Origin of the sequence: Yersinia sp. J1 (assembly GCF_050586585.1) — a bacterium.
In the GTDB taxonomy this organism is placed as follows: Bacteria; Pseudomonadota; Gammaproteobacteria; order Enterobacterales; family Enterobacteriaceae; genus Yersinia; species Yersinia entomophaga.
The window spans coordinates 517,254-540,725 of the sequence record NZ_JBOBDP010000002.1 but is presented as its reverse complement, the minus strand read 5'-3'; the positions used below and the strand labels follow the sequence as shown (position 1 = coordinate 540,725).

Genomic DNA, 23,472 nt, shown 5'->3' with positions numbered 1-23,472 from the left:
CACTAATGAAAGTTATTAAAAGCTCTCGACATGACGGTGGCGTCGGTAAGGTTGTAGAACAATTCGATATAATCGAAGCTATCCGCCTGGGCCATGTCTCTGGTTTTAGAGATTCGATTTCTAATACGTTCTTTTTTAGGGGCTGAAGAACAATTCTACCAGCAGCTGCCACGTCGACTTATACTCGGATCCGGTTATTGTCCCAGCAGAACCGTTGCCAGTCATCGCTACCATACTGACAGTTCTGGGATCCTGTGTAAAATGACGCTTTCCGCAGGTATACGCCGCCAGACGGCCATCAGCAATACGTCCAGTGCAAGTTCACGTGACAGCGTCGGTTTCATTGAGCAACCTACCAAATTACACGCAAAGAAAAGATCGATGACCACGAACATGTAGAGCCAGCCTTGCCAGGTGCGCGTAGCTGCGATCGACCAGACATCTTGGTGATCGTTGATGAAGCGGTACCTTAGTCTGGCTCTCTTGCAAAGTACCGCGCTACCTTTTTCAGAATATCTCGTTCTTCCTCAGCAAGTTTAGGCTGCGCTTTCAGTTTAAGCATCTCTGTTCTGGCCTCTAGTAAACCCACCGAAATAATTCAGGTGATAGCCTGAGCGCAGTAGGAATCCCTATCATTGAGGGCAGGAAGGATGTCAAAACTTCAAAACTTCAAAACTTCAAAACTTCAAAACTTCAAGTTTAATGTTCTTGGTTAATTTCTTCGAAACTTGCTTTGGTGACAAACCAAAATATCGTTTAAATTTTGAACAAAAATTCGATACAGAATAAAACCCACTTTTATAAGACACTTGTGAAATTGAAAGAGATGAATTTCTTAATAAACTTAAAGCATGGTTCATTCTTACATCTAATAATATTGCTGTGAATGTTGTATTCTCCATTTGCAACTTACGTTTTAAGGTTGCAGAACTTATACCTAATAAGTCTGCAGCCTTATTTAAGTTACACCCCGCGTGTAAGTTATCATATATAATACTATATACACGCTCTCGATAACTTATGTTAAGTACTCTTTCAAGCGATTTGATGAAACCTTGTTCTGATAAGAAAAAAGAAAGCAAAAATATATTGCAGCCCACCAAGAGCGAAACATAACGCGCCTACTTTTTGCCATCGGATTTGTGCCAGCATAGATTTCTTTTTGCAGTAAGCTTGACTGTCATCCTAGCGAAGAGCGCCCCTAACCGCCGTGTTTCTTTCGCAACCAATAACCTATTATCCTGCTTTTGCCAGGCATGCTTACGGCAGCGCCTCGATATTGAGTACAAAATCGGTAAATCCATGTTTGCCAATCTTATAGAGTCAATGCCCTTGTCTGAATTGACTAAAAGAGAGATTTATCCTTTTTGGGGAGACATTATTTGGGCCACCGCCGTTTTATCTGCATTACAACGCGCCAACGATAGATTTAATTCTTCCACATAACCGGGATAGTCCCCCCACTTTGTGACGTTAAATAACGGGGGATCATGGGGCAATAGCAGCGCTTTCGGTACTATTGGCTGCACCGGGCAGGCTTTGGCCAAGTGCTCGTTGCTGCAACCGGATAACAGCATCAGGCACAGGCTCCCGAGCGCAGCGGCTATTAGCCAGCAGCCGCCGCATTTGTTGTTCGATCGCATGATATTTCTCCTCTGCCTGACGCTGAGTTATGGCATTAGTGGTTAACGCCTCATCCAGTGTTTTCATCTGCTGGTCATATCCTTGCAACCGTTGCAGATAAAGCTGATTCTGCTGCGTCAGACTGATATTTTCAGAATTCAGTAATGTCGCGGTCTTTTTCAGTTGAGCAACCCACAGCCCGCCAACCAAAACCGCAAATAGCGTGGCAAGTAGCAGACCACGTTTCAAAACACTGAGCAGACTCATGGATACTGCATCCTCGGCAACTCAAAGTGCGGCCCATCCTTAAGCGTCGTCCAGTCACCGCCCCAGATCACAGGAATTTGTAGTTGCTTCGCCGCCTGTTTCATCGCCGCTGCAACCTGAGCAAACGCTCCCCAATCGTTCCAGGGAATCGTGTTGTTGAACCAAGGCGCCAAATCGACCGCATGACCGGTAAGATGCCGGCTATTGAGCGTTTGGCTCTTGCCATTAAGCACCATTTGCCGTTGACGTGCGCTATCACGCAGCCCTTCGATAACGCGAAAATCCACCTCGGACAATTTGAGTGCCAGGTACACCACCCGAACGAGATCCGGGTGTATGCCTTGTAGATTGCGTTGACTGATTTGACTAAAAGTAAAGTTACCCACGATTTTTCTCCGGACTCCCCAAGAAACGCCGCCACAGGTAACTCAACGCCGTACTCCCCAAGGTGCCAAATAAGCCTGCAATAGCAAAAGTCATGTAATGACTACTGCCATTTTCAAAGCTGAGTAATCCCCCCAAAAGGCCAGTGAAGCTTGAAATAATGATCTGACTTATTATTCCCATCCAACTCCAACTCCCCCTGTGCCCTTGCATATCCATGAGATATCTCACAACACCTCCCCAAGCTGAAAAAAGGCCAATAATTAACCAGGTAATTGCCTGTGTATCAGTCGGAATCTTTAACGTCATATCCCCTCCCCATCCTGTTCTTCACGGCCTTACGGGCCAGCGAACAATCGTGTTTTTCTGATTTCCGTACTGTTTAAACCACTGGGGATCATTCGCCATTACGGCCTCGTCCCTTTAATCTGGCCGTCACCAGCCTTTTTCCTGATAATTTTTCATAGCCCTCCCCATTCGTGATAAATAGATCTTGGATGCTGAGAAAGCAGATAAAAGCAGCAAAAATATAAATCCTGCTCGCTGCCATTAACGGATTCCGTTGGTGTTTTAAATACAAAGAACAAAGAATTTATTTTGTCTAACTGAAGGTTTTCATTGAACATCCATTTTATTCATCCAGGTAACCTCAAGCCCGTTGATTTGAGCTAACGAACATAATCTAATCGATATTTATAGTTTTTTGATACTTAGTAATTGAATTTTATTTTTGTGATTAATTACATAAAGACAACAAACCAACTTCACCATCTATAAGCAACTTAATTAATTATATGTGTAAAATTAAATAATTTATAATCAGCTTGAATAGCAATATAAGAATTATATTACTCTCTATTATTGATGCTAAGCCGCAGTTAACGTCAGAATGACGCAGGCTCAAGATTAATATAAATCTGCGTCTATTGGATTTAGTCATTTATGAAGATAATCACTCTACTCACCCACACTTACCTGATGATAAAAGCAGCAATGAAGTAATATCTGAATCTTCGAAATGACAGAGAAACTCTGTAAACACAGGGGACAAGCGCTCTATTTTTGCACATGTATTTGTTCATATTATTGAACAATTAGTTCAATCGAATAAGAAGGATCAATAAGATAAGCTCAATATCGCTATGTTTAATTAAATAATAAGCTAATTACACTGGCTAAAGAAATATAAAAAAATAGCAGCAAAGCATTACAACAACAACTTATTACGTTATATTTGGTAAAAATATGAAGCTCATCAATATTAACAAACAATAACCAAGGGTAGCCTTACAAAATTACTTTTGTTGCGATATATTGCGGGCATTCTAATTTTAAGGAGGAGTAGTTATGATGTATTTTGTAGTGGCAGATGAAAAGATTGTGTATAGCCTGAAAGGTAGTGTAGAGTTAACGAATAAAGAGTATTTATTATTTATCGCACTGGTTAATCATGCGTCAAACGGTCAGCTAATAGATAGGGATGATTTACTCACTTTGATTTGGCCAGAAAGAGAGATGACGATAAACAATAACAACATCCATCAACTATTCAGTCGATTAAAAAAGAAAGTCGTTCTAATTAGTGATGATTTTGAATTACAATCTTTGCGAGGGAAATCTTACAAAGTAAACAACAAGAAGAACATGTCCGTTCGTTATATTAATCACAACTCTATCTTTTACAGATCCATCAAGGTTATATTTTCACTATATAGGAAAATTTTTAGACGAAATACTTTTCGGGATAATGCCGACACACTTTAATTATCGCAATAGAGTTAATTGTTTCCGCGATTTTATAAGGTGTTGAGCAGCCAGGGAGATAAAAACGTATGTTAACTTATTATAAGCATTCAAGGGAAAACCTAGGGAGAACCTCCAGTTACATCGCTGATTTTTCGATGATTACCTATAACAATAAAAAGTCAAATCTAGAATGAGATTGGCTAACAGCATTCATTAACAACACCAGACTACCCCATCGCAGTGACAGGATGAACACCACTTGTGTCCTTGTAAATTTATTATCCAGTGTGAAACGTTTAAAACAGAGGGTTCGGAATGACGCCAGACATTAATTCATCTTCTGCCGTACCCACGCAGAGACACCGGAGCTTCAGGAATAGAAACTCTGAGTCCAGTTTATATCAGCCCATAGAGCTTAACGATTTAGTTTTGGCATTAAAAAAGCCGAGACCACAAGGTTTCGGCTTAATTGAACCCATGAGGAAAAACAAGGGCGCAAAAAGAGGAGACAATCGCGGTTAATAGGCCACAAAAGTACGCACGTCAGTTTCCATCAATTTAAAACAGCCTTGAAAACGACGCCCTGCCTTAAATTCCGGACTCAGTTCTCGCAATAACTCCAGTTCAAAGCGGCCTGACTCCAGTGAACATCCCACCAGACGCACATCCAAAAAATCAAAATAGCAGCGTAACTGCGGATAAATCGCTTTAAACAGACTTTCTTTGGCAGAAAACGTCAGCGTCAGCATTTTATTAAACGGCAGCGGTCCACGTTGTAATTGATGGTGCTCTGCATCGTTAATAATGCCCGGCCAGATTTCGTCAATCCGATCCGAACCAATCCAGCTTTCTACATCTAACCCTATGCCACTACCGCCGGCAGAAAGGCGTAACGGAATAATTTGTGCCGCGCACAATACCCGGTTGTCATTATGGCTCAGGGTGCCTTGGATGCCGTCTGGCCAGCAGGGCGCGCGGTCGGGGCCGTTTTCCAAATGGTAGTCCCTCGGGCCAAGCATATTGAGTACCTGCCTGGCAACAAAGCGCCCGGCCAGATACTCCGCTCGCCGCTTGGTGACCGCCTTTTGCAGGCTGGGAGGAAAGGCAATGCCGTATACAGCAAACAGATTGTCCTGATAGGCATGGACATCAAAATCACATTTCCCCAGTAATCCCTCATAAGGTGCCTGACCATTTAGGCCGACAGCCGGGATGGAGGAAAAGGCAAAGTTCCGAATAAAAACAGGGTTCACAGGATAATCAGACCAAATCGCCAAAAGGGATTTTATAGTAGTAGCTGAGGAGGATGGCCACAATAAACATGCCGTGATTTATGCCGCGTTTTAAAGATTAATTACCCGTTTAGCACTAAGTTTGCGCTTTGACACCGACATAACCACTTTTATAACATGGCTATAAGGCGTTAAAGTTCGCATAAATACTCTTAATGAAACACTGAATGCAAGTCTGAACGCCAAACGGGCGCTGGATACACACCAACGCCCGTAATTTCTGTTTGCGGGTTACATCCACAAACTCATTAATGGCCAGCCTACCAGCAGTAGCATGGAGATATATAACAGCCCCATAATGCCGCCTAATCGCCAGTAATCTTTGGATTTAACGTAGCCGCAGCCGTAAATAATCACGCCGGGGCCGGTCGCATAAGGCGTTAATACACCCATAATACCGATGGATAACACCAGTAACATCGACAGATGATCCATAGGTACGCCGAACAAACCTTTCCCTACCGCCAGAATGACCGGCAGCATGGTTGCGGTGTGTGCCGACAGGCTGGCAAACAGATAATGTGAGAAGTAGAACACCAGCACTAACGCCGCCACGGTCATTTTGGGTGAGAAACCGTCCAGATGCGTGCTCATGGTATCGGCAAACCAATCAATAAAACCGGAACGAGTTAGCCCGCTAGCCATAACAACTAACGTCGCCAGATTGACCAGCGTGTTCCAGGCGCTCGAATATTGCGTAATCGCCTTCCACGACACCACCTGCAACGCCAGCATTAGGGAAACCGCCAGCAGGCACACTGCCGTCGCATTAATGGCCTTGGCACCGAAGACCCATAAACACAAACTCAGCAATACCAATCCTATTAACGTCATTTCCTTACGCGTCAGCGAACCCATTTCCTGTAAAGCGGTATTGGCCCAGGTAGACACTTCGCTGCTTTTAGTCACGCCCGGTTTGTACAGCACGTAAGATAACCACGGAGCTACGATCAACAAAATCAAGCCTACCGGTAGGAAAGCGAGGAACCATTGCATCCAGCCAATATGAACACCGGCTATTTTACCAACAAATTCAATGCCTAAAACGTTAGGTGCCGCACCGGTTACAAACATGGAAGAACTGATACTGGTGCCGATAACCATCATCCACATCAAATAACCGCCGATACGGCGCGAGGACGGATCGTTGGGGAATGAATCAAACAGCGGCGGCAGGTTTTTCACTACCGGAAACACCGTACCACCGGTTCGGGCCGTATTCGATGGCGTGAACGGCGCCAGCAGAATATCGATGATGACGATGGCATAACCCAGCGTCAGCGTGCGTTTCCCCATAAATTTGACCATATACAGAGCAATGCGTCGGCCTAATCCGGTTGCCTCATAGCCGAGGGCGAAGATAAAGGCACCGAAAACTAACCACACCGTGGTACTGGAGAAACCGGCCAGCCCCCATTTCAGCGCTTCTTTACCGGATTTAAAGCTACTATCGGCCACTTCAGCCGGCGAGAATAGCACCCAGTCGGCAGATAATACGCAGACCGTCACAGCGATAAAGCTTATCGCCGTCGCAGGAATTGGCTCTAAAATCATCCCGACAATCATGGCAACAAAAATAGCAAAATAGCGCCAGGCTTGCGGTGGCATACCTTCTGGTGTGGGAATTAATAACAAGATCCCTAGAACAATAAAGGGAGCAAGGGCTTTCCATATCTTCTCTTGTGACTTCAACATAGAGATACTCCTATAGCATTGTTATTATTGTGTTTGTAAGGTGGACGATCGGGAATATGAGCCAAAAACCAGGTTAAAATCAGCAGATCGGCACTTCCTCCCGGACTCAAATTTCGAGCGATACATTGGGCATCGAACAGGCGCAGCCGAGCCTTTGCCAATGGCGTTTTAATGCCACCGTTAGCCAGAATCTCCGCAGCCTGATGTTGCAGCCAGTACAGCCCCGCCATGCCGCCACGAGACACCACATTGGTATCACCGTTAACCGCCATCAGTTGCAGCAGGGTTTCCAGCAAGGCGCACTCCTGATCTATCCCTTGATTTAACAAGCGTTGATACACCGGCAATCCGTGGGTTAATACGGTAGTAAAGCCGGATTCTGCCTCTCCTCTGGCCCCTGTTAGACCGTGTTGAGTAAACAGACGTTGACCTGCCGTTTGTTGCAGATTTCTGCGTTGTAATTCCCTTTCCGTCAGTCCGCAGCACAGTTGGGCGGCTTCCTGGCAAACGGCATCTGCGCTGATAGCCACGCCTCTGGCGGACAAACGCCCCAGAGCACAGCACAGAAGCCCGAGGGAAAACACACTACCTTTATGGGTATTAACCCCACCGGTAGCCTGGAACATGGCATTTTCGCAGGCTAATCCGAGCGGGCGCAGCGCAGACAATGCCGCCTCTCCCTGCAGGTGCTCAGTGGCTATCCCTTGCTCGATAAAGCGAGAAAACCAAGGTGCAATAGCCTCGGCGCTGCGATAGAAATCATCCAGATTCATATCCTTATGCGCACCGGTGTTAAAGCGATCCACCAACCCCGGCTTCGGCGTTAGATTGACCTCAGCCAATAGCGCGAAATAGGCCAGATCGGCATAGTCCTGTAGCTGAAAAGTCAGCGGGAATGCGTTATCAACAGGCAATAGCGGCATCGAGCATCCACTCCATTTGAACTAACAATTCATCCACTGAATGTGTTCGCTCCCGACCACACACGTTGGCCGGGCGGTTGCACAACAGACAACGACGCGGAGCCAACCCCACATCCCCACGGGACAAAATCCGTCCGTGGCTATCTAACACATCGATATCCCACAGCCGCCCCAACGGGTGCTTCATCTCAAGCAGTAGCGCCGCATCTTTTACCGCTTCAGCGGGTTGATTCAGAGCAATTAACCCTTCACAACCGGTCGGTAGCGGGAAAGCCTCCTGCGCCAAGGATTCCCAACCTTGTTGCCGCGTCAGCTCCGTCACCGTTTGCCATGCCCGCCCAAAAATTCGGCGAGTTAACGGGCTGTCTTTCAACGCCCCGGGGGCAACCACGGTGAGTGAAATCAACGTAGTGCCATAACGCATCAGCCATGCTCGCTGGCGGGCATAGCGTGCCTCCCGGCTAGTTAATAACTCCGGCAGGCTGATATTCCGATTCGCCGCCAAACCCGGTGAAAAGATATCCATCGCTTATTCCTGAATCTGATGCACAACGTCGATAACGCTGCCGTCGCGATAGCGCACCACCGCCACCACTTTGTCGGTGTAAGCAATGGCTTTCGGTTGACCGGTGAGTAGCAACGCTCGTTGATATAACCAATCAATAGTGACGACCTCCAGCCCAGCCTGCTGCAAACGCTCGGCTAGCTCGGGGCGCGCAGGATTGACAGCAATACCATGATCGGTAACCAAAATATCTACGCTGGAGCCTGGCGTAACGCAGGTGGTCACAGCATCAACCAGCGTAGGAATACGCCCGCGAACCAATGGCGCAACGATAATCGCCAGCCGTGCAGCCGCGGCGGTATCGCAGTGCCCGCCAGAGGCTCCGCGCAGCACACCGTCAGAGCCGGTCAACACATTGACGTTAAAATCGGTATCGATCTCCAGCGCACTCAAAATCACCACGTCCAGCCGATCGACAGACGCGCCTTTGGAGCTGAAATTGGCATATTGATTAGCGCTGATTTCAATGTGATTGGGATTTCTCGCCAGTGAGGATGCGGCCATGCGATCGAAACTCTGCACATCGAGCAGCTTTTCGATCAGCCCTTTTTCGTGCAGGTCCACCATGGTGGAGGTGATGCCGCCAAGAGCGAAACCGGCCTTAATATTGCGGCGGCGCATTTTATCCTCGAGGAAGCGGCTTACCGCCAGCGATGCTCCGCCGGTGCCGGTTTGCACAGAAAAGCCATCGTTAAAATAGCCGGAGCCAGCGATCACCTCCGCCGCACGGCGAGCAATCAGCAGTTCCCGAGGATTCGAGGTCATACGGGTAGCATCTGCGCCGATCTTATCGGCATCCCCTACCTGTTCCACCTGTACGATCAGATCAACCCGATCCTGGCCTATGCTGGCTGGATTATGTGGATAAGGAACAATAACTTCTGTCAATAACACCACTTTACCGGCGTAATCGGCATCCACCTTGGCGTACCCCAGCGAACCGCAACAGGCATTGCCTGTGTAACCGTTGGCGTTACCGAACGCGTCGCAGGCAGGAACACCGAGGAAAGCCACGTCGATCGCCAGCTCGCCGGATTCGATCAAATTGACCCGCCCACCGTGGGAATGAATTTGTACCGGTTCTGCTAGCAACCCGCGCGAAATGGCCTCTGCCAGTGGGCCACGTAACCCCGAGGTATAAATGCGGCTAACCACACCTTTACGGATGTGATCCACCAGCGGCGCATGGCACTCACTCAGAGAACTGGATGCCAGCGTCAGATTTTTGAATCCCATCGCAGCGATGGCATCCATCACCAGATTCAATGTCATATCGCCCGCGCGAAAAGCATGGTGGAACGAAATGGTCATGCCATCCTGCAAACCAGAGCGACGAATCGCCTTTTCCAGTGAGCTACACAGCTTGATATCCCTCGGTTTTTGAGCCTGCAAATTGGCTTTAGACGCTTCCCGATAGGACGTGACGGTCAGATTTGGGTTTTGACTTAGGGCATCAACCCGTTGTTGGCGTTTCATGATTAATTCCCTCTTATTCGTCGCGTAAACCGGAAAGCACAGCTCGTTGCAAGACTGCCCTAGCGCGTTCAATCACCGGGCTATCCACCATTTTGCCGTTCAGCGAAACCACACCCCGCCCTTCGGCTTCTGCCGCTTCAGCGGCGTCCACCACCGCTTGCGCATGGCGCACTTCTTTTTGTGTCGGGGCATATAGGTTATGGAGCAATTCGATTTGGCGAGGGTTAATCAGTGATTTGCCGTCAAAACCCAACTGTTTGATTAACGCCGCTTCTTGTAGAAAACCGGCTTCGTTATTGGCATCGGAATACACGGTATCGAAGGCCTGAATTCCCACCGCTCGCGCCGCCTGCAAAATGGAGCAGCGGGCAAACAACAGTTCAACACCTTCTGCGGAACGTTCGGTACGCAAATTGCGCACGTAATCCTCAGCGCCCAGAGCAATACCTATCAAACGAGGAGAAGATTGGGCAATCGCCAACGCCTGAGTAATCCCCTGAGCGGATTCGATAGCCGCCAGCATACCGGTACTGCCGGGTTCCCGGCCACACTCCGCTTCGATACGTGCAATTTCACTTTCCATATCAATCACATCTTGCGCATCATCGGTTTTCGGCAAACGGACGATATCGGTGCCACCGCGAACGACCGCCTCCAGATCGTCCAGCCCGTAAAGCGAATCCAACGCATTGACTCGAACAATGGTTTCAACCTCCTGATATAAAGGATGCTGTAAGGCATGGAAGACCAAACGGCGTGCTGCATCCTTTTCCCGCAGAATCACCGAATCTTCCAGATCGAACATGATGGCATCTGCCTGATAAATAAAAGCATTACTGACCATCGCCGCATTGGCGCCGGGAACAAACAGCATGCTGCGACGCATTCTTTGCTTCATCTCTGGTTTCATGATTTTTGGCTCCAGGGCAGGTGCGGCAGGTCACAGGCTCTTAGCAAGGCTGTCTCCAAACGGGCGCGAAGTACGCAATCCAACGCCCCTTTATCGTCAATAATCACTTGCACCTGGGTTAATCCCAGTTGATCCAGTAATGCCAATACGCTGGCGCGAATGGCTTCTCCGAACTGTTTCTCCACACTGCTGTTGATCAGCAAATCCACTTCTGGCAGATCGTGGGGGGCAATTCGCACCATGACATCGCTCGACTCCAAAGTGCCGGCGACCGCTTCTCGGATAATTTTCATTATTCACCTAATTGAAATACAGATTTGTTGACCGCGCTGACCGGCGCTTTTGCAGGCTGAGCCAGCAGTCGTTGTAAGTAGTGGCAGGTCGCGGCAGGTACCAGCTTGCTAATGGTGTCCTTATCCCCCTGCGCCAGTAATTTGCGTACCCACGAGGCAGAAATAGCGGTTGCGCCATATTTCAGGCGCTCGATCTCCACCAGCTCGATGGACGGATAAGGTAAATCGGGGGTTTCCAGCCAGTAACTCATATCCCGGTTATATTTGGCGGTTACGGTGCAAAATGGCTCAGTGCCGACAAAGCGGTGAGTTATTCCCAAGGCCGGAGCCAAATATTGACGAAAGATTTTCAGATCGATTTCGGTATAACAATCGTCGGCCACCCCCTGATCTTTTATGAAATAGCAGGGGAAAGTAGCGCGGGAAATCATATATTCCGAACCGGCGTGCACGGTTAAATTGGCAATATCTTTTGTGCCGTTCAGTACCAGTTGCAGGCGATCTTGATAAGGAAAACGAGAGTTATCTTCTTTGACTAAAAATAGATGTAACCAATCGCACTGCGCCGCCGCTTGCCGTACCAAATATTGATGCCCCAAAGTAAAAGGGTTGGCATTCATAACGATGGAACCTATTTTCTTGCCCGGCTGGCGTAAGGTCGAGAGCTGGCGCGCATAGCGAGACAGACGGCAGGAACTGTTTTCCATCAACACCACAATGCCGGGCACACTGGCAATCGGGTAGAATCCACACTGTTTAAATAAGGACTGATTCTCAATTTTGGTATAGATAAATAAGTGGCTGTGGTGCCGTTCATAGGCCAGGTTGACGAGTTCAGTTGCCAGCGTTAGCGCCAGCCCTTCCCCTCTCACCTGCTCGCTAATGGCAACACATTTAATAATATTCCCAGCAATTCCACCGCAGGCTACCAATCTTTCATCTACTGAGACGGTAATAAACACCTCAACGGAAGTATCAATATTTAAGTCGTTTTCACGTAAAAAATGCGTTATTTCCACAATCCTTTGATGGTCTGAACGCTTAATTATCCTAAATACCCTATCCATAATTTTCTCTCTGGAATAACCATTAAATAACAAATAAAACACAATAAACATATGCAATTAACAGATGAATCATGACTTTTTATTAAAAGTATAAATGCAATTAACGCATTAAAATTCTTATAAATTCTTATTCTTACTTTTTGAAAGCCCTGTTCAGAAATATATGCTAAACATAAAAACTTCTCGGTTAATTGACCTAATTCACAGTTAATTTAGTAAATATAATTTATTTTATGATTTTAATTGATTTAATTAGAGATAATGTTTTTTTATTTGCATTAATCATTTAATTTAAATTATGTTACTCGTCGTTTTATTTGATTCAGCCATAAAAGGTGAATAACGTGCTTTCTGGTAAAGCCCATTTTTTTAAATGGCGTGGATTAAAGAACATTGCCTTCCCGCTGCGCATATTTTTAATGCTATTGGTTTTCTCCGTTATCCTGATCGGGGCAATGGATCGCTTTCTAACCCATAGTTTCGAACAATATCTGATCAATCAGGTCAGTAAAATGGCCATGAATCAGGCCAAAATTGTTGCCTCTATGGACTCCGTGGTTTCTGCGGTCAAGCAGCGAGACCAACAACGCTTAGCCCAAATTGTTACACGGCTAGGCACCAGCTCCGATTTTGACTACATTGTGATTGGCGATGCCAATTCCCGTCGTCTTTACCATCCTAATCCGGACAAAATCGGCCTGCCGATGCAGTGGACTAAAGAAGGCGCACTGGAACGCGGCGAGAGCTACATCATCTATGGCAAAGGATCGATGGGGAAAGCCATGCGGGCTAAAACGCCGATCTTTGATAGCGATGGCAAAGTTATCGGCGTAGTGTCCCTCGGCTATCTAATCAGTAAAATCGATCACTGGCGTTTGAGTTATCTCACTCCCCTCACCAGTTATTTTGTTATTATTTTGATTACCCTGTTGTTTCTTGCCTGGTTGTTTTCCAATCATATTCGTCGTCAAATGATGGGAATGGAACCAAAGGAGATCGCGCGGGTACTTCGTCAGCAGGAAGCCCTGTTTGGGGCGGTGTTTGAAGGACTATTGGCGGTAGATCCTGAGGGCAAGATCACGGCAATCAACCAAAACGCTCGTAAAATGTTACGGGTATCAGCCACGCCATATCAATTGGTTGGCCGTAGCGTTAGCGAAGTGGTTTCTCCGGATCATTTCTTCCTCGATCGGGAAGGCGGAAACCGACAGGATGAGTTGTGTACCTTTAATGGGTTAAATATCATCGCAAACCGTGCCGGTATTTGGACTGATGATATTTTTCAAGGCTGGGTGGTCAGCTTCCGCAGTCAGGATGATATTTATACCCTCAGCGCACAGCTCAGCCAGATAAAGCAGTATGTTGAAAATTTACGTACCGTTCGCCATGAACATCTCAACTGGATGTCCACTCTGAGCGGATTATTGCAAATGAAGGAGTTTGATCGCGCGCTGGAGATGGTAAAAACCGAATCGTCCTCCCAGCAGGCGCTCATTGATACCCTGCGCGATACCTTTAAAAACCGGCAAATTGCGGCACTGTTGTTTGGAAAATACCATCGAGCCAAAGAGTTGGGGCTGAGCTTAACCTTTATTCCCGGCTGTCAGTTGGGCATACTGCCTGTAACTCTAGGTGAAAATGAGCTAGCGGCAATCATCGGTAACCTGCTGGATAACGCTTTTGAAGCCAGTCTGAAGAACCCTGATGGAGATAAAAATATTGAAATGTATTTATCCGATGAAGGCCATGAGTTGATTCTAGAAGTCGCCGATCACGGTTGCGGTATTGACCCTGAGCTGCAAGACAGCCTGTTTGAGCGCGGTGTCAGTTCCAAACACTCAGAGGAACACGGTATCGGCTTATATTTGGTCGCGACTTATGTTCATCAGAGCGGTGGCACCATCACCGTTGAGAAGAACCCACCGCAGGGTACTTTATTCACGGTCTTTATTCCAAAGACCTATGATCTCAAAAGCTAGGGGATCCCATGGAATGGCTTAACATTTTAGTGGTGGAAGATGAAACGCCACTGGCAGAAATGCACGCGGAGTTTATCAAGCAAAGCAATTATTGCCGCCAGGTATGGTTAGCCGGAAATCTACAGCAGGCGCGTAGCATGGCGGCACGTTTTAAACCGGACTTGATCCTGCTGGATAACTACCTGCCCGACGGCTCTGGGCTAGAATTCCTGAGGGAACTGGCTCTTGAAGGCAGCAATTTCGGTGTCATTTTCGTCACCGCAGCCAGCGATATGGACACCGTTGCTGAAGCATTACGCTACGGCGTATTCGATTACCTGATAAAACCCGTGGCTTACGAGCGGCTAGAGCACTCTCTGGAACGCTTTAGTCACCGGCATCATGCTTTGCAGGAAGGCGATAAAGTCAGCCAGCGCCAAATTGACGCAATGTACAACACCTACGCCCGGGGTACGCAAAAATCGGTATTGCCCCAGGGTATCGATCAGCTCACTTTGGATAAAATTCAGGCTTTATTCGCCGATAGTGATGCCGAGTATACCGCCGAAAACGTGGCCGTGACCTTAGGGCTCAGCCGCACAACCGCTCGGCGTTATCTGGAATTCTGCTCTGCAAACAATGCGCTACAGGCGGAAATCATTTACGGCAAGGTTGGACGTCCACAGCGAATTTATCGCGCCAAAACGCTGGGTTGATCGCCCTTCCATCCCTCTCCGGCAAGTGCCGAAATCCTACGGACGCCAGAGGGGGGTGCCTCTCCCCTTCGATCATTCTTCATTTTAAATTGTTAACCTCTCAACATTTTCACTAACAATTATTGCCCAAACAAGAATTGATAAGCATGATGTTTATAACTCTCCCAAATTATTACAAAGTTATGATAAACGTCGCGCTGATTGACGACCACGTAGTGGTTCGTTCCGGGTTTGCTCAATTATTATCTTTAGAAAAGGATATTCGCATTGTCGGCGAGTACGGCAGCGCCGCTGAAGCCTGGCAAAATCTGCTAACCACCAATGTTGACGTTGCGGTTCTGGATATCTCTATGCCGGATGAAAGTGGGTTGAGCCTGCTCAAGCGTCTGCGCCAACAGCATCCGCAGTTTCGCGCCATTATTCTGAGCATTTATGACACCACCGCCTTTGTGCAAAGTGCGGTCGATGCCGGAGCCAGCGGTTACCTAACTAAGCGCTGCGGCCCGGAAGAACTGGTGCAGGCAGTGCGATCCGTTAGCGGCGGCGGGCTGTATCTGTGTGCCAATGCGCTGCAAGCGCTGCGCCACATGCCTCAGCAACCTAAGCAGTTGAATGTCTTAACGCCTCGGGAAAAGGAGGTGTTTCAACTTCTGGTCAGCGGCGTTAGCGTAAAGTCCATTGCCGATCAGCTCGCTCTCAGCCATAAAACCATTCACGTTCATCGCGCCAATATTTTGGGTAAGTTGAACTGTGAAACAACGGTCGAACTGGTTCACTTTGCACTACACCATCAACTGCTGACCGCTCACTGACATGCTACGGCTCCGCTCACTGGGGATTTCGCTATTCTTAGCGAGATCCTTCACCCTCAGTTGACTGGCTCTTTGGACCATCAGTTTTTACCTGAGCGATGAGAGCCAGAACGCCACTATACTGCTACCGCAAGGGTTACGTTTGGCGCCGCTGATCTTATATGTGGATAGCTAAACGTTCCTACGTCACCATTTCCGGTAACTCCTCTCGCGCAGACGTACAACCGCTACCGGTGATACTGGTTTGGGGTACCACGGCGATGCTGTATGTCGGGATCGCCTTTAACATCTTGCTGTCCGGCAGTATTTTCTACGGCAGTTTCACCATCCACTGGTGCGCGGATGACACTCTGCCGCTGAATAACTTTACTCAGCTATTAGGTCGGGGCTTCAGCGACGAACAAACTTTTATTGACGGTGAGGATGTGACTGACCGTTCCATCCAGCAACGGGATATTGGTGTGGTATTCCAGTCCTACGCCCTGTTCCCGCATATGTCTCTAGGGGAAAACATTGGTTACGGTCTGAAAATGCTTGGTCGCCCAAAGGCTGAAATTAAAGATCGGGTGAAAGAAGCGCTGGCGGGTGTGGGCGGTTTTGCCGATCGTTATGTCGTTCAAATTTCTGGCAGCCAGCAACAGCGTGTGACCCTGGCTCGCGCTTTGCTCCTAAAACCCAAGATACTGTTATTCAACGAGCCGCTAGTAATCTGGGTGCCAACCTGCGCCTCAGCATGCGCGATAAAATTCGTGAATTGCAGCAGCAGTTTAATATCCCTTCACTGCATGTTACTCACGTTCAAAGCGAACCCTTTGCCGTTTCAGACACCGTATTGGTGATGAATAAAGGCAAAATCATGCAAATTGGCGCTCCACAGTCGCTATATCGTCAACTTCAACCCGCACCGGGGGACAGTTATTTTCTGCAGATTCATCCCTACGGCATGTTCGTTTTAACCGACCAAAAAGCCTATTTGCTCATTGGCCATACACGATGGCCAGCCTTAACGGCGCTCGCAAAGGGATTACAATCTGCTTGATATGCAAAAAAAGGCGGGTTATGGTGCGAAAAATGACAAAATCTCAATAAGTTGCGCATTCTATGAGCAAACGATCGAAATTAACGTATTCCCCTTTGACATCCCCCTCTCACCTCGCTATTATTCGCCCCGTTCACACGATTCCTCTGTAGTTCAGTCGGTAGAACGGCGGACTGTTAATCCGTATGTCACTGGTTCGAGTCCAGTCAGAGGAGCCATATTAGAGAAGCCCGATTAAGGAAACTTAGTCGGGTTTTTTGCTTATGTGTTTTACGTTAGGATCTTTTTGTGCGGTTTATTTACGTTTACACGAAACCCGACGGGAAAATTTAAACGCATCACAATCGCTGAATAATAGTATTCATTATCAATAAGTTTATATATTCCTTCCAATTTAAAATCTAGCATTATGATTAAGCTAAGATAAATCCCAACGCCGAATACATTCATTTTTCTTTAGATCAGAAGCTGGCTATCGCGATGAAACAATAACGGATTGTAATCAAAAAATTCTTTTCTTGATAATATGTTAGCAGTGATTAGAATCTGTTTGATTGCGGATTGGTAGTCATTAATTGTGGTCTCTTTTATCTTACTATTCGTGTCTCTGTCAGCCGGGAAATTCAGCATGCTATGCTTGATATATCCTTAAAATAACGTTTTTTGGAGAGTATTTATGAAGTCTGTAATGATAATCGATGATCATCCCGCAATTCGCGTCGCTATCCGCGCCTTATTATCGCAGAACAATGAATTCTCAGCGATTTATGAATCCGCCGACGGTAATGAAGCGCTGGCAATGTTAAATGCCCAGCCTGTTGATTTAGTGATTATTGATATCGAATTACCCAACTTCGACGGTTTCTCTTTGTTGAAAAAACTGCAACAACGTGGATTCACCGGCAAGTCGTTGTTCTTGTCAGCCAAAAACGAACAGGTTTTTGCCGTGCGCGCACTGCAAGCTGGTGCCAACGGTTTTATCAGCAAAAACAAAGACATTAGCGAAATACTCTTCGCCGCTCAAAACGTCCTGCGGGGTTATTCGTTCTTCCCATCCGAGGCCTTAAGCCAGCTCGCTGGGCAACCTTCCAGCCATGATTCGGTCAACCGCGCGCGCATGTTGTCTGAACGGGAAATTAACGTTTTGCGTTATCTGGTCAATGGATTGTCCAATAAACAAATCGCCGATGAGATGTTTATTAGTAATAAAACGGTCAGCACCTACAAAACCCGCATTTTAACCAAGCTGGGGCTATCCTCAGTGATTGAGCTGGCTGACTATGCGCATACCCACAATCTGGTGTAGCCAGCCATCTACATGGCTGTTTTTCCTGCTATTTATACTTGTCGCGCCTGCGCTGGCCGCACCGATAAATAGCCGGCTGGGATGTGATACCGGCCAACCGCTAACGTTACATAGCATCGCCAAGAATTACAGCGATGACCTGCTGTTAACGCCAGAAATCGATACGCGCCAATCCAGCCGCCGCACCCTGAGAGTGGGCGTGGTGATCGACGCTAACACCCCTTTCGTCGTGAATCGCGATGATAATTCAATCGAAGGCATCGTTGCCGACTATCTAAAAATAATTAGTGATTCCAGTCAGTTATCATTCCAGATGATCGGATACTGCGATTACGGGCTGGTGCTCAATGCGTTAGAAAACGGTCAGATTGATTTAATGGCAGGAACGCCGATGCTGGCGCAGCCGGGGCTAATTGCCTCCCACGCTTTCTTCACTAACCGTCACGTCGAAGTCCGCAGCAAAGATTGGGACCCAACCCAACGCCGCCATCCTGAAACCGTAGCGATTGTAAATAATGAACCGCTATCACCAGAATTTTTATTTAATTATCATAATGATAATATCGTCGCCTATCCCAACCAACTACAAGGATTATTGGCGGTGGCCTATGGTAACGCCGATGTTTTTGTCGCTAACGCGACCTCAGCCAACTACTTAATCGATCAGCTACAGCTGCTGACGTTACAAATCCGCAATTTCGCCCCCTATCACCCGGCGCCTTATTCCTTTCTGGCAAAAGCCAGCAATCAAAAGCTGATAGACGATCTCAATGTAGTGCTGGAATTGCTGCCCAGCCGGGCAACCGGCGATATTCAACAGCGCTGGTTTGGGAGTCGACATCACTACAATATCGATGCCAAAATGCTGCTCACCGAGCAGGAAATAGACTGGATTCATAGTCATCCGATTGTGACTTATCTGGCTCCGCTCGATCTGGCTCCCATTATATTCCGCGATCGTCGTACCGGGAAAATGGCAGGATTATCTGTCGAACTCATTAATTTGATTGCCCGCCGTACCGGTCTTAAATTTGAACCCGTTTTTATCACTAATACCGGTGAAGGGCTGCAAGATTTCCGCGCTGGGAAAATAGATATGCTGCCCGGCGTGGCAGTTCGCGATGGCCTTTATAACGATGCGCTATTCAGCACGCCCTTTTCCCAGTCATTATGGGGAATATTAGTGCGTGAAGACCGAACGGATATTAATAATGTCGCCGATCTGGCCGGTAAACGCGTGGGATTACAGGCCGGGAGCGTCTCTAATAATATTATTTCCAACCCATTCTTAAATCAGAAAATTAATTTTATCGAAGCGCCGGATACCATGACGCTGGTGCGCTGGTTACAGCAGGGCAAAGTTGACGCTATTTTGAAAAATATGATGACCGCCAACTTTATTGCTTCGCAGGATTTCAAACCCAATATTAAAATCGTTGCGGTCGCGAGTGAAGAGCCCCTGGGTATGGCTTTTGCTATCCGGCCGGAAGTGCCAGAGTTAAAAGCGATTATCGATAAAGTGCTGGATTCCATTGCACCGGAAGATCTGGATAGCATTATTAGCGAATGGAGCGTTTATAAACCCAAACCTGTGTATGCCTCGGATGATTCTATTGAAAGCCAATGGCTGATGCTGTTGCTTAAAATTAGCTCTGCGGTGCTGTTGCTATGCGGTTTATACCTTGGGTACCTGGTATTTAATAAACGGCGTCAAGCCAGCCAATTACATACCCGATTATTACAGCAGGAATCGATCATTAATGCCCTGCCGTTCGCTGTGTTTATCCGCACCGCCGACGGGCAGTTAGCGACCTACAACCGTTACTTTGCCGCCGATCGTGAAGATGAGCTAAAAGATCTGCTTAATCAAAATGGCGACAATGCCGACTGGCCGCTCATTACTCCGCTGGATAGACAAATTGATGATTTATGCCAACAGGTATTACAGGATATGCAGCCGCAAATGCTGGATATTTCAATCGAAATTGGCGGCGAGCTGCGGGATATCTTCCTGTGGATTATCCCATTAAATAGCGCTGAAAAAGGGCTATTAGGCGGCTGGCTGGATATTAGCCAGCGTAAAAACATCGAGCGCCAGTTGGAAGCCGCCAGATTAGAGGCTGAAAGCGCCAACCGAGCCAAAAGTACCTTCCTGGCAACCATTAGCCATGAGCTACGCACGCCGATGTACGCCATTTTAGGGCTACTGGAACTGGAAATTCGTGGCCAACAGCCAGTACAAAAAGAAACGTTAAAAACCGTGTCTAATTCTGCTCAATCGCTGCTTCGCCTGCTGGATGACATTATCGACTCGGCAAAAATTGAAGCTGGCCAACTTAGCGTACATCCGGTTGCGACCGATTTTCGCGCTGAATTCGAGCGGTTGTTGCAAATTTATCAGCCTATCGCCAGTGAGCGTCAATTGCGCTTTTCCAGCTGGATTGACGATCAAATACCGCCATTATTGTTGGTAGATATGCTGCGGGTGAAACAGGTTGTTGGCAATCTGTTGGGCAACGCTCTGAAATTTACCGAGCAAGGCGGCGTTTCCATTGATGTGACCTGGGAAACCACCGCCCCTCAGCAGGGAATAATAAGCATAGATATTACCGATACTGGAATCGGTATTTCCGATACGGCGCAGGCTTCACTGTTCCAGCCATTCAGTCAGGCCAATGAGGGTGGATCGCCGCGTTTTGGCGGCTCCGGTTTAGGCCTGTGGATTTGTCGCCAACTGGTGATGAAGATGGGCGGCGATATTTCTATGGAAAGTGAACTGGGCAAAGGAACCAGCCTGTTTATCACGCTGCCTCTGACGCTGGCGGAACTGACACCGGTGGCAACCGATAATCCACCGAGACTTTCCGCGATGCCGCAACAAGTCAGCCATCTGAATATTTTGGTGGTGGACGACATGGAGGTGAATCGTAAAGTATTACGCCAGCAACTGGCGTTCATCGGCCTGAAGCAGGTAGTCGCCGCCAATGATGGTGCGCAAGCATGGGCGCTGCTGCAAGAACAAACGTTCGATCTGGTCATTACCGATTACAATATGCCGGTAATGAATGGTTTTGAGCTGACTTATCGCATTCGTAACGATGAGCGGCTAAGTCATATTATTGTGATTGGCTGTACCGCCGATGCTCGTCAAGAAAGCGTGTTGCAGTGTCAAAAAGCCGGAATGGATACCTGCCTCATTAAACCCGTCACGCTGGATTCCCTACGTATGATTCTGGCACAGCAAGGTTTTATCACCGCCCAAGTCCCGACTGAGTTGATGCAGGCGGCTGAAGATACGCGCGCAATGCACAGTAAACTCCGCCAGCTTTCCGGTGGCAACGCTGGTGTGGAAAAAGAGCTATTGGCCTCGTTGTTGAGCAGTAATCAGTTGGATTTGGCGCGCCTACAGCAAATTATGACTCAGCTAAGTGACAATCCCCTCGAACGGGAAACAGATTACAAGGAAATTGCCAATCTGATACATCGCATAAAAGGCGGCGTTCAATTTGTCGCCGCGGAAGATTTAGTCGCAAGCTGTATTCTGTTTGAGGATTTGTTATCCAGTCGGAATCATCATGCAATAACCGAACACTGGCCGATATGGCAGGCGTTATTGATACAAACCAATGAGCAAATTGCCAAAGCCGCTGCCCGGTAATTCGGGCAAACGGCCTGTACCCGCGCCTGATAATAACGCCATCACCGAAAGAGGGCGTTTTACCCGTTTAATTCTGCCTACTCTCTATGACGCTTCTCTATAACAAAACAAAGCTCAGCGCCAATCGCCGTTTTATTAATACCCAACCTCCTAAAAAATAGCCTATTTAGCTCTAGTAGCCTTTATCCTACAAAGCTTGTAGGACGTTTCCTATAGAAATCAAAGACGCCTCTCATTCTGCTTGCAGGTCATCCCACCTACACTACGCGCTGATTAACCACGGTCGTTGATATCGCCATCGTCCGTGCCTCGCAGATCTTGCCCTCCCCCCCGAACAAGTCTGTGTCCTTAAATCATATAAAGTAAGTGAGATCAGAATGAATAAAACGCTACTGATGGCCCTGCTATTCACCTTGCCCGGTGTTGCATTGGCTGCCACGTCTAATAACACCATTAAGTTTCAGGGTGAGGTAGCTGAACAAACCTGTCAGGTCGATATAAATGGCTCGGCAAATACGCCGATTGTATTACTGCCCACCGTCGCTTCCGCCAGTCTGTCCGGCCCCAATAGCGTCGCTGGTAAAACCAATTTCACCATCAACCTGACCGGCTGTAATGTCGCCAGCAAAGAAACCAAAATCAGTTCGGTATTCCAGGGAATGAACGTCACCCCAGCCGGAAATTTGGGTAACACCGGTACCGCTCAGTTTGTGGCAATCCAACTATTAGACTCAACCGATCGCCCGGTCATTTTAACTTCCGGCCCCGTTGAGGTTCCGGGAATTACGCTAGCAACAGGCGCAACTTCGGCCTCTCAGGATCTCTCCGTGCAATATATTTCGGAAAGCGGAAATGCGGTCGCCGGTAGCGTGATGGCTTCGGCACAATACGCCATTACTTACCCCTGATAATTCCAGTGATGCTGGCCTACCCGTTCAGGCTAATTAATTCAACACGCCAAGAATATGAGATACCAATGACGATATACGCTAAAAACATCATTGCCTGCATCTTGCTGGCCTTGGCCAGCATTGTTTCTTTTGCAGCGCAGGCAAGCGTTGTAATGACAGGCACGCGGGTGGTTTATCCGGAAGGCACGCGGGAAAAAATATTACAGCTCAGCAACAAAGACGATAATCCGAATTTGGTGCAAATCTGGATGGATGATGGTAATAACCAGTCATCACCAACCAAAGACGACGTGCCTTTTTTACTGACTCCGCAAATATTTCGTATGGAGCCACAAAGCGGTCAGGTAGTTCGTCTGGCCTATATCGAACGTAATCTCCCCAAAGATCGCGAATCCGTTTTCTATCTTAACTTTCTACAGATTCCCGCCATGAAAGCGGATAAACAGGCCAATAATAAATTAGTGCTGATTGTAAAAAATCGCCTGAAGGTATTTTATCGACCAACCGCGCTTAATGAAAACACCGATAACCTGCATGAAAAAATACAAGTTAGCCTCAGTGATAACACCGGACAGAAAATAACCATAAATAACCCAACCGGATATTTCATTAGCTTACGAGACGCGCAGATGACGGTGAATAATAAAATCATTTCTTTCGCCAGCAGTGAGATGGTATCCCCAAAATCTTCGTCGATTCTGACGATTCCAGAAGGAATAAAAGCGATTAAAGGTCAGCAACTTACCCTTACGTTAGTGAACGACTACGGAGCGAATATCTCAACCATTTATAGCTTATAACTGGTTTATGTTTAATCAAGAAATCAGTGGG

The 23,472-nt window shown here is 47.4% G+C and carries 21 protein-coding genes, 1 tRNA gene and 4 pseudogenes; 12 read left to right on the top strand and 14 right to left on the bottom strand.

The window, feature by feature from the left end; translation table 11 throughout:
- Positions 1 to 15: 15 nt before the first annotated feature.
- The 6 genes and pseudogenes from ACQ4OC_RS07035 to ACQ4OC_RS07010 all read right to left on the bottom strand — a co-directional run.
- A pseudogene (locus ACQ4OC_RS07035) lies at positions 16 to 583 on the bottom strand (DDE-type integrase/transposase/recombinase); the annotation flags it as partial.
- Positions 584 to 677: 94 nt separating this feature from the next.
- Positions 678 to 1,100, bottom strand: coding sequence for a helix-turn-helix domain-containing protein (locus ACQ4OC_RS07030; protein WP_071925613.1), 423 nt, complete (start codon positions 1,098 to 1,100; stop codon positions 678 to 680).
- 258 nt (positions 1,101 to 1,358) lie between these two features.
- Positions 1,359 to 1,577: an Rz1-like lysis system protein LysC gene (lysC, locus tag ACQ4OC_RS07025; protein ID WP_420822912.1), complete on the bottom strand. Its 219-nt coding sequence runs from the start codon at positions 1,575 to 1,577 to the stop codon at positions 1,359 to 1,361.
- A complete protein-coding gene (locus ACQ4OC_RS07020) occupies positions 1,489 to 1,890 on the bottom strand; it encodes a DUF2570 domain-containing protein (RefSeq protein WP_064517562.1) in 402 nt (133 codons plus the stop codon). The genes lysC and ACQ4OC_RS07020 overlap by 89 nt, the downstream gene beginning before the upstream one ends.
- Positions 1,887 to 2,279: a M15 family metallopeptidase gene (locus ACQ4OC_RS07015; RefSeq protein WP_371112915.1), complete on the bottom strand. Its 393-nt coding sequence runs from the start codon at positions 2,277 to 2,279 to the stop codon at positions 1,887 to 1,889. The genes ACQ4OC_RS07020 and ACQ4OC_RS07015 overlap by 4 nt, the downstream gene beginning before the upstream one ends.
- Positions 2,269 to 2,583, bottom strand: coding sequence for a phage holin family protein (locus tag ACQ4OC_RS07010; protein WP_064517557.1), 315 nt, complete (start codon positions 2,581 to 2,583; stop codon positions 2,269 to 2,271). Before ACQ4OC_RS07010 ends, ACQ4OC_RS07015 begins: the two co-directional genes overlap by 11 nt.
- A 1,038-nt stretch (positions 2,584 to 3,621) precedes the next feature.
- Here ACQ4OC_RS07010 and ACQ4OC_RS07005 point away from each other — a divergent pair.
- Complete coding sequence (locus tag ACQ4OC_RS07005; RefSeq protein ID WP_120806274.1) at positions 3,622 to 4,038, top strand: helix-turn-helix domain-containing protein; 417 nt, start codon at positions 3,622 to 3,624, stop codon at positions 4,036 to 4,038.
- Positions 4,039 to 4,538: 500 nt separating this feature from the next.
- On the opposite strand, the gene ACQ4OC_RS07000 is transcribed toward ACQ4OC_RS07005, so the two are convergent.
- From ACQ4OC_RS07000 to citC, 8 genes are all read right to left on the bottom strand, one after another.
- Positions 4,539 to 5,273 (bottom strand): 4'-phosphopantetheinyl transferase family protein, encoded by a 735-nt coding sequence (locus ACQ4OC_RS07000; protein WP_064517552.1) that lies wholly within the window; start codon positions 5,271 to 5,273, stop codon positions 4,539 to 4,541.
- A gap of 270 nt (positions 5,274 to 5,543) precedes the next feature.
- Positions 5,544 to 7,007, bottom strand: a complete 1,464-nt coding sequence (locus ACQ4OC_RS06995; RefSeq protein ID WP_064517549.1) for an anion permease — start codon at positions 7,005 to 7,007, stop codon at positions 5,544 to 5,546.
- Positions 7,001 to 7,930 carry a triphosphoribosyl-dephospho-CoA synthase CitG gene (gene citG / locus ACQ4OC_RS06990; RefSeq protein WP_064517545.1) on the bottom strand — a complete coding sequence of 310 codons (930 nt, stop codon included), beginning with the start codon at positions 7,928 to 7,930 and terminating at the stop codon, positions 7,001 to 7,003. Before citG ends, ACQ4OC_RS06995 begins: the two co-directional genes overlap by 7 nt.
- A complete protein-coding gene (citX, locus tag ACQ4OC_RS06985) occupies positions 7,911 to 8,456 on the bottom strand; it encodes a citrate lyase holo-[acyl-carrier protein] synthase (protein WP_064517540.1) in 546 nt (181 codons plus the stop codon). The genes citG and citX overlap by 20 nt, the downstream gene beginning before the upstream one ends.
- A gap of 3 nt (positions 8,457 to 8,459) precedes the next feature.
- Positions 8,460 to 9,971: a citrate lyase subunit alpha gene (gene citF, locus ACQ4OC_RS06980; protein ID WP_064517537.1), complete on the bottom strand. Its 1,512-nt coding sequence runs from the start codon at positions 9,969 to 9,971 to the stop codon at positions 8,460 to 8,462.
- 13 nt (positions 9,972 to 9,984) lie between these two features.
- A complete protein-coding gene (locus tag ACQ4OC_RS06975; protein WP_064517534.1) occupies positions 9,985 to 10,881 on the bottom strand; it encodes an aldolase/citrate lyase family protein in 897 nt (298 codons plus the stop codon).
- Positions 10,878 to 11,174: a citrate lyase acyl carrier protein gene (gene citD, locus ACQ4OC_RS06970; protein WP_064517531.1), complete on the bottom strand. Its 297-nt coding sequence runs from the start codon at positions 11,172 to 11,174 to the stop codon at positions 10,878 to 10,880. The genes ACQ4OC_RS06975 and citD overlap by 4 nt, the downstream gene beginning before the upstream one ends.
- Positions 11,174 to 12,241: a [citrate (pro-3S)-lyase] ligase gene (gene citC, locus ACQ4OC_RS06965; RefSeq protein WP_064518541.1), complete on the bottom strand. Its 1,068-nt coding sequence runs from the start codon at positions 12,239 to 12,241 to the stop codon at positions 11,174 to 11,176. The genes citD and citC overlap by 1 nt, the downstream gene beginning before the upstream one ends.
- A 344-nt stretch (positions 12,242 to 12,585) precedes the next feature.
- Here citC and dpiB point away from each other — a divergent pair, with 344 nt between their 5' ends.
- The 11 genes and pseudogenes from dpiB to ACQ4OC_RS06910 all read left to right on the top strand — a co-directional run bounded on the left by dpiB (position 12,586) and on the right by ACQ4OC_RS06910 (position 23,441).
- Positions 12,586 to 14,220, top strand: coding sequence for a sensor histidine kinase DpiB (dpiB, locus tag ACQ4OC_RS06960; RefSeq protein ID WP_071925612.1), 1,635 nt, complete (start codon positions 12,586 to 12,588; stop codon positions 14,218 to 14,220).
- 8 nt (positions 14,221 to 14,228) lie between these two features.
- On the top strand, positions 14,229 to 14,915 hold the full coding sequence (gene dpiA / locus ACQ4OC_RS06955; protein ID WP_064517528.1) for a two-component response regulator DpiA: 687 nt from the start codon (positions 14,229 to 14,231) through the stop codon (positions 14,913 to 14,915).
- Between the two features lie 182 nt (positions 14,916 to 15,097).
- Complete coding sequence (locus tag ACQ4OC_RS06950; protein WP_064518533.1) at positions 15,098 to 15,727, top strand: response regulator transcription factor; 630 nt, start codon at positions 15,098 to 15,100, stop codon at positions 15,725 to 15,727.
- Between the two features lies 1 nt (position 15,728).
- Positions 15,729 to 15,887: pseudogene (locus tag ACQ4OC_RS06945) on the top strand (MASE1 sensor histidine kinase); the annotation flags it as partial.
- A pseudogene (locus ACQ4OC_RS06940) lies at positions 15,886 to 16,125 on the top strand (iron ABC transporter permease); the annotation flags it as partial. The pseudogenes ACQ4OC_RS06945 and ACQ4OC_RS06940, both read left to right, overlap by 2 nt.
- Positions 16,120 to 16,691 (top strand): annotated as a pseudogene (locus tag ACQ4OC_RS06935) (ATP-binding cassette domain-containing protein); the annotation flags it as partial. The pseudogenes ACQ4OC_RS06940 and ACQ4OC_RS06935, both read left to right, overlap by 6 nt.
- 217 nt (positions 16,692 to 16,908) lie before the next feature.
- A tRNA-Asn gene (locus ACQ4OC_RS06930) sits at positions 16,909 to 16,984 on the top strand.
- A 458-nt stretch (positions 16,985 to 17,442) separates the two neighbouring features.
- Positions 17,443 to 18,072: a response regulator gene (locus ACQ4OC_RS06925; protein WP_064517517.1), complete on the top strand. Its 630-nt coding sequence runs from the start codon at positions 17,443 to 17,445 to the stop codon at positions 18,070 to 18,072.
- Positions 18,047 to 21,730, top strand: a complete 3,684-nt coding sequence (locus tag ACQ4OC_RS06920; protein WP_430971042.1) for an ATP-binding protein — start codon at positions 18,047 to 18,049, stop codon at positions 21,728 to 21,730. The genes ACQ4OC_RS06925 and ACQ4OC_RS06920 overlap by 26 nt, the downstream gene beginning before the upstream one ends.
- A gap of 377 nt (positions 21,731 to 22,107) precedes the next feature.
- Positions 22,108 to 22,638: a fimbrial protein gene (locus tag ACQ4OC_RS06915; RefSeq protein ID WP_064517515.1), complete on the top strand. Its 531-nt coding sequence runs from the start codon at positions 22,108 to 22,110 to the stop codon at positions 22,636 to 22,638.
- Positions 22,639 to 22,706: 68 nt separating this feature from the next.
- Positions 22,707 to 23,441: a fimbrial biogenesis chaperone gene (locus tag ACQ4OC_RS06910; RefSeq protein WP_430971041.1), complete on the top strand. Its 735-nt coding sequence runs from the start codon at positions 22,707 to 22,709 to the stop codon at positions 23,439 to 23,441.
- The last annotated feature ends 31 nt before the right edge of the window (positions 23,442 to 23,472 follow it).

What these genes read in the sequence shown, in the direction of transcription:
- lysC (WP_420822912.1), bottom strand. Translation starts at nt 1,577, where the DNA reads ATGCTGTTATCCGGTTGCAGCAACGAGCACTTGGCCAAAGCCTGCCCG.
- ACQ4OC_RS07020 (WP_064517562.1), bottom strand. Translation starts at nt 1,890, where the DNA reads ATGAGTCTGCTCAGTGTTTTGAAACGTGGTCTGCTACTTGCCACGCTA.
- ACQ4OC_RS07010 (WP_064517557.1), bottom strand. Translation starts at nt 2,583, where the DNA reads ATGACGTTAAAGATTCCGACTGATACACAGGCAATTACCTGGTTAATT.
- ACQ4OC_RS07005 (WP_120806274.1), top strand. Translation starts at nt 3,622, where the DNA reads ATGATGTATTTTGTAGTGGCAGATGAAAAGATTGTGTATAGCCTGAAA.
- ACQ4OC_RS06995 (WP_064517549.1), bottom strand. Translation starts at nt 7,007, where the DNA reads ATGTTGAAGTCACAAGAGAAGATATGGAAAGCCCTTGCTCCCTTTATT.
- citG (WP_064517545.1), bottom strand. Translation starts at nt 7,930, where the DNA reads ATGCCGCTATTGCCTGTTGATAACGCATTCCCGCTGACTTTTCAGCTA.
- citX (WP_064517540.1), bottom strand. Translation starts at nt 8,456, where the DNA reads ATGGATATCTTTTCACCGGGTTTGGCGGCGAATCGGAATATCAGCCTG.
- citF (WP_064517537.1), bottom strand. Translation starts at nt 9,971, where the DNA reads ATGAAACGCCAACAACGGGTTGATGCCCTAAGTCAAAACCCAAATCTG.
- ACQ4OC_RS06975 (WP_064517534.1), bottom strand. Translation starts at nt 10,881, where the DNA reads ATGAAACCAGAGATGAAGCAAAGAATGCGTCGCAGCATGCTGTTTGTT.
- citD (WP_064517531.1), bottom strand. Translation starts at nt 11,174, where the DNA reads ATGAAAATTATCCGAGAAGCGGTCGCCGGCACTTTGGAGTCGAGCGAT.
- citC (WP_064518541.1), bottom strand. Translation starts at nt 12,241, where the DNA reads ATGGATAGGGTATTTAGGATAATTAAGCGTTCAGACCATCAAAGGATT.
- dpiA (WP_064517528.1), top strand. Translation starts at nt 14,229, where the DNA reads ATGGAATGGCTTAACATTTTAGTGGTGGAAGATGAAACGCCACTGGCA.
- ACQ4OC_RS06950 (WP_064518533.1), top strand. Translation starts at nt 15,098, where the DNA reads ATGATAAACGTCGCGCTGATTGACGACCACGTAGTGGTTCGTTCCGGG.
- ACQ4OC_RS06925 (WP_064517517.1), top strand. Translation starts at nt 17,443, where the DNA reads ATGAAGTCTGTAATGATAATCGATGATCATCCCGCAATTCGCGTCGCT.
- ACQ4OC_RS06920 (WP_430971042.1), top strand. Translation starts at nt 18,047, where the DNA reads ATGCGCATACCCACAATCTGGTGTAGCCAGCCATCTACATGGCTGTTT.
- ACQ4OC_RS06915 (WP_064517515.1), top strand. Translation starts at nt 22,108, where the DNA reads ATGAATAAAACGCTACTGATGGCCCTGCTATTCACCTTGCCCGGTGTT.
- ACQ4OC_RS06910 (WP_430971041.1), top strand. Translation starts at nt 22,707, where the DNA reads ATGACGATATACGCTAAAAACATCATTGCCTGCATCTTGCTGGCCTTG.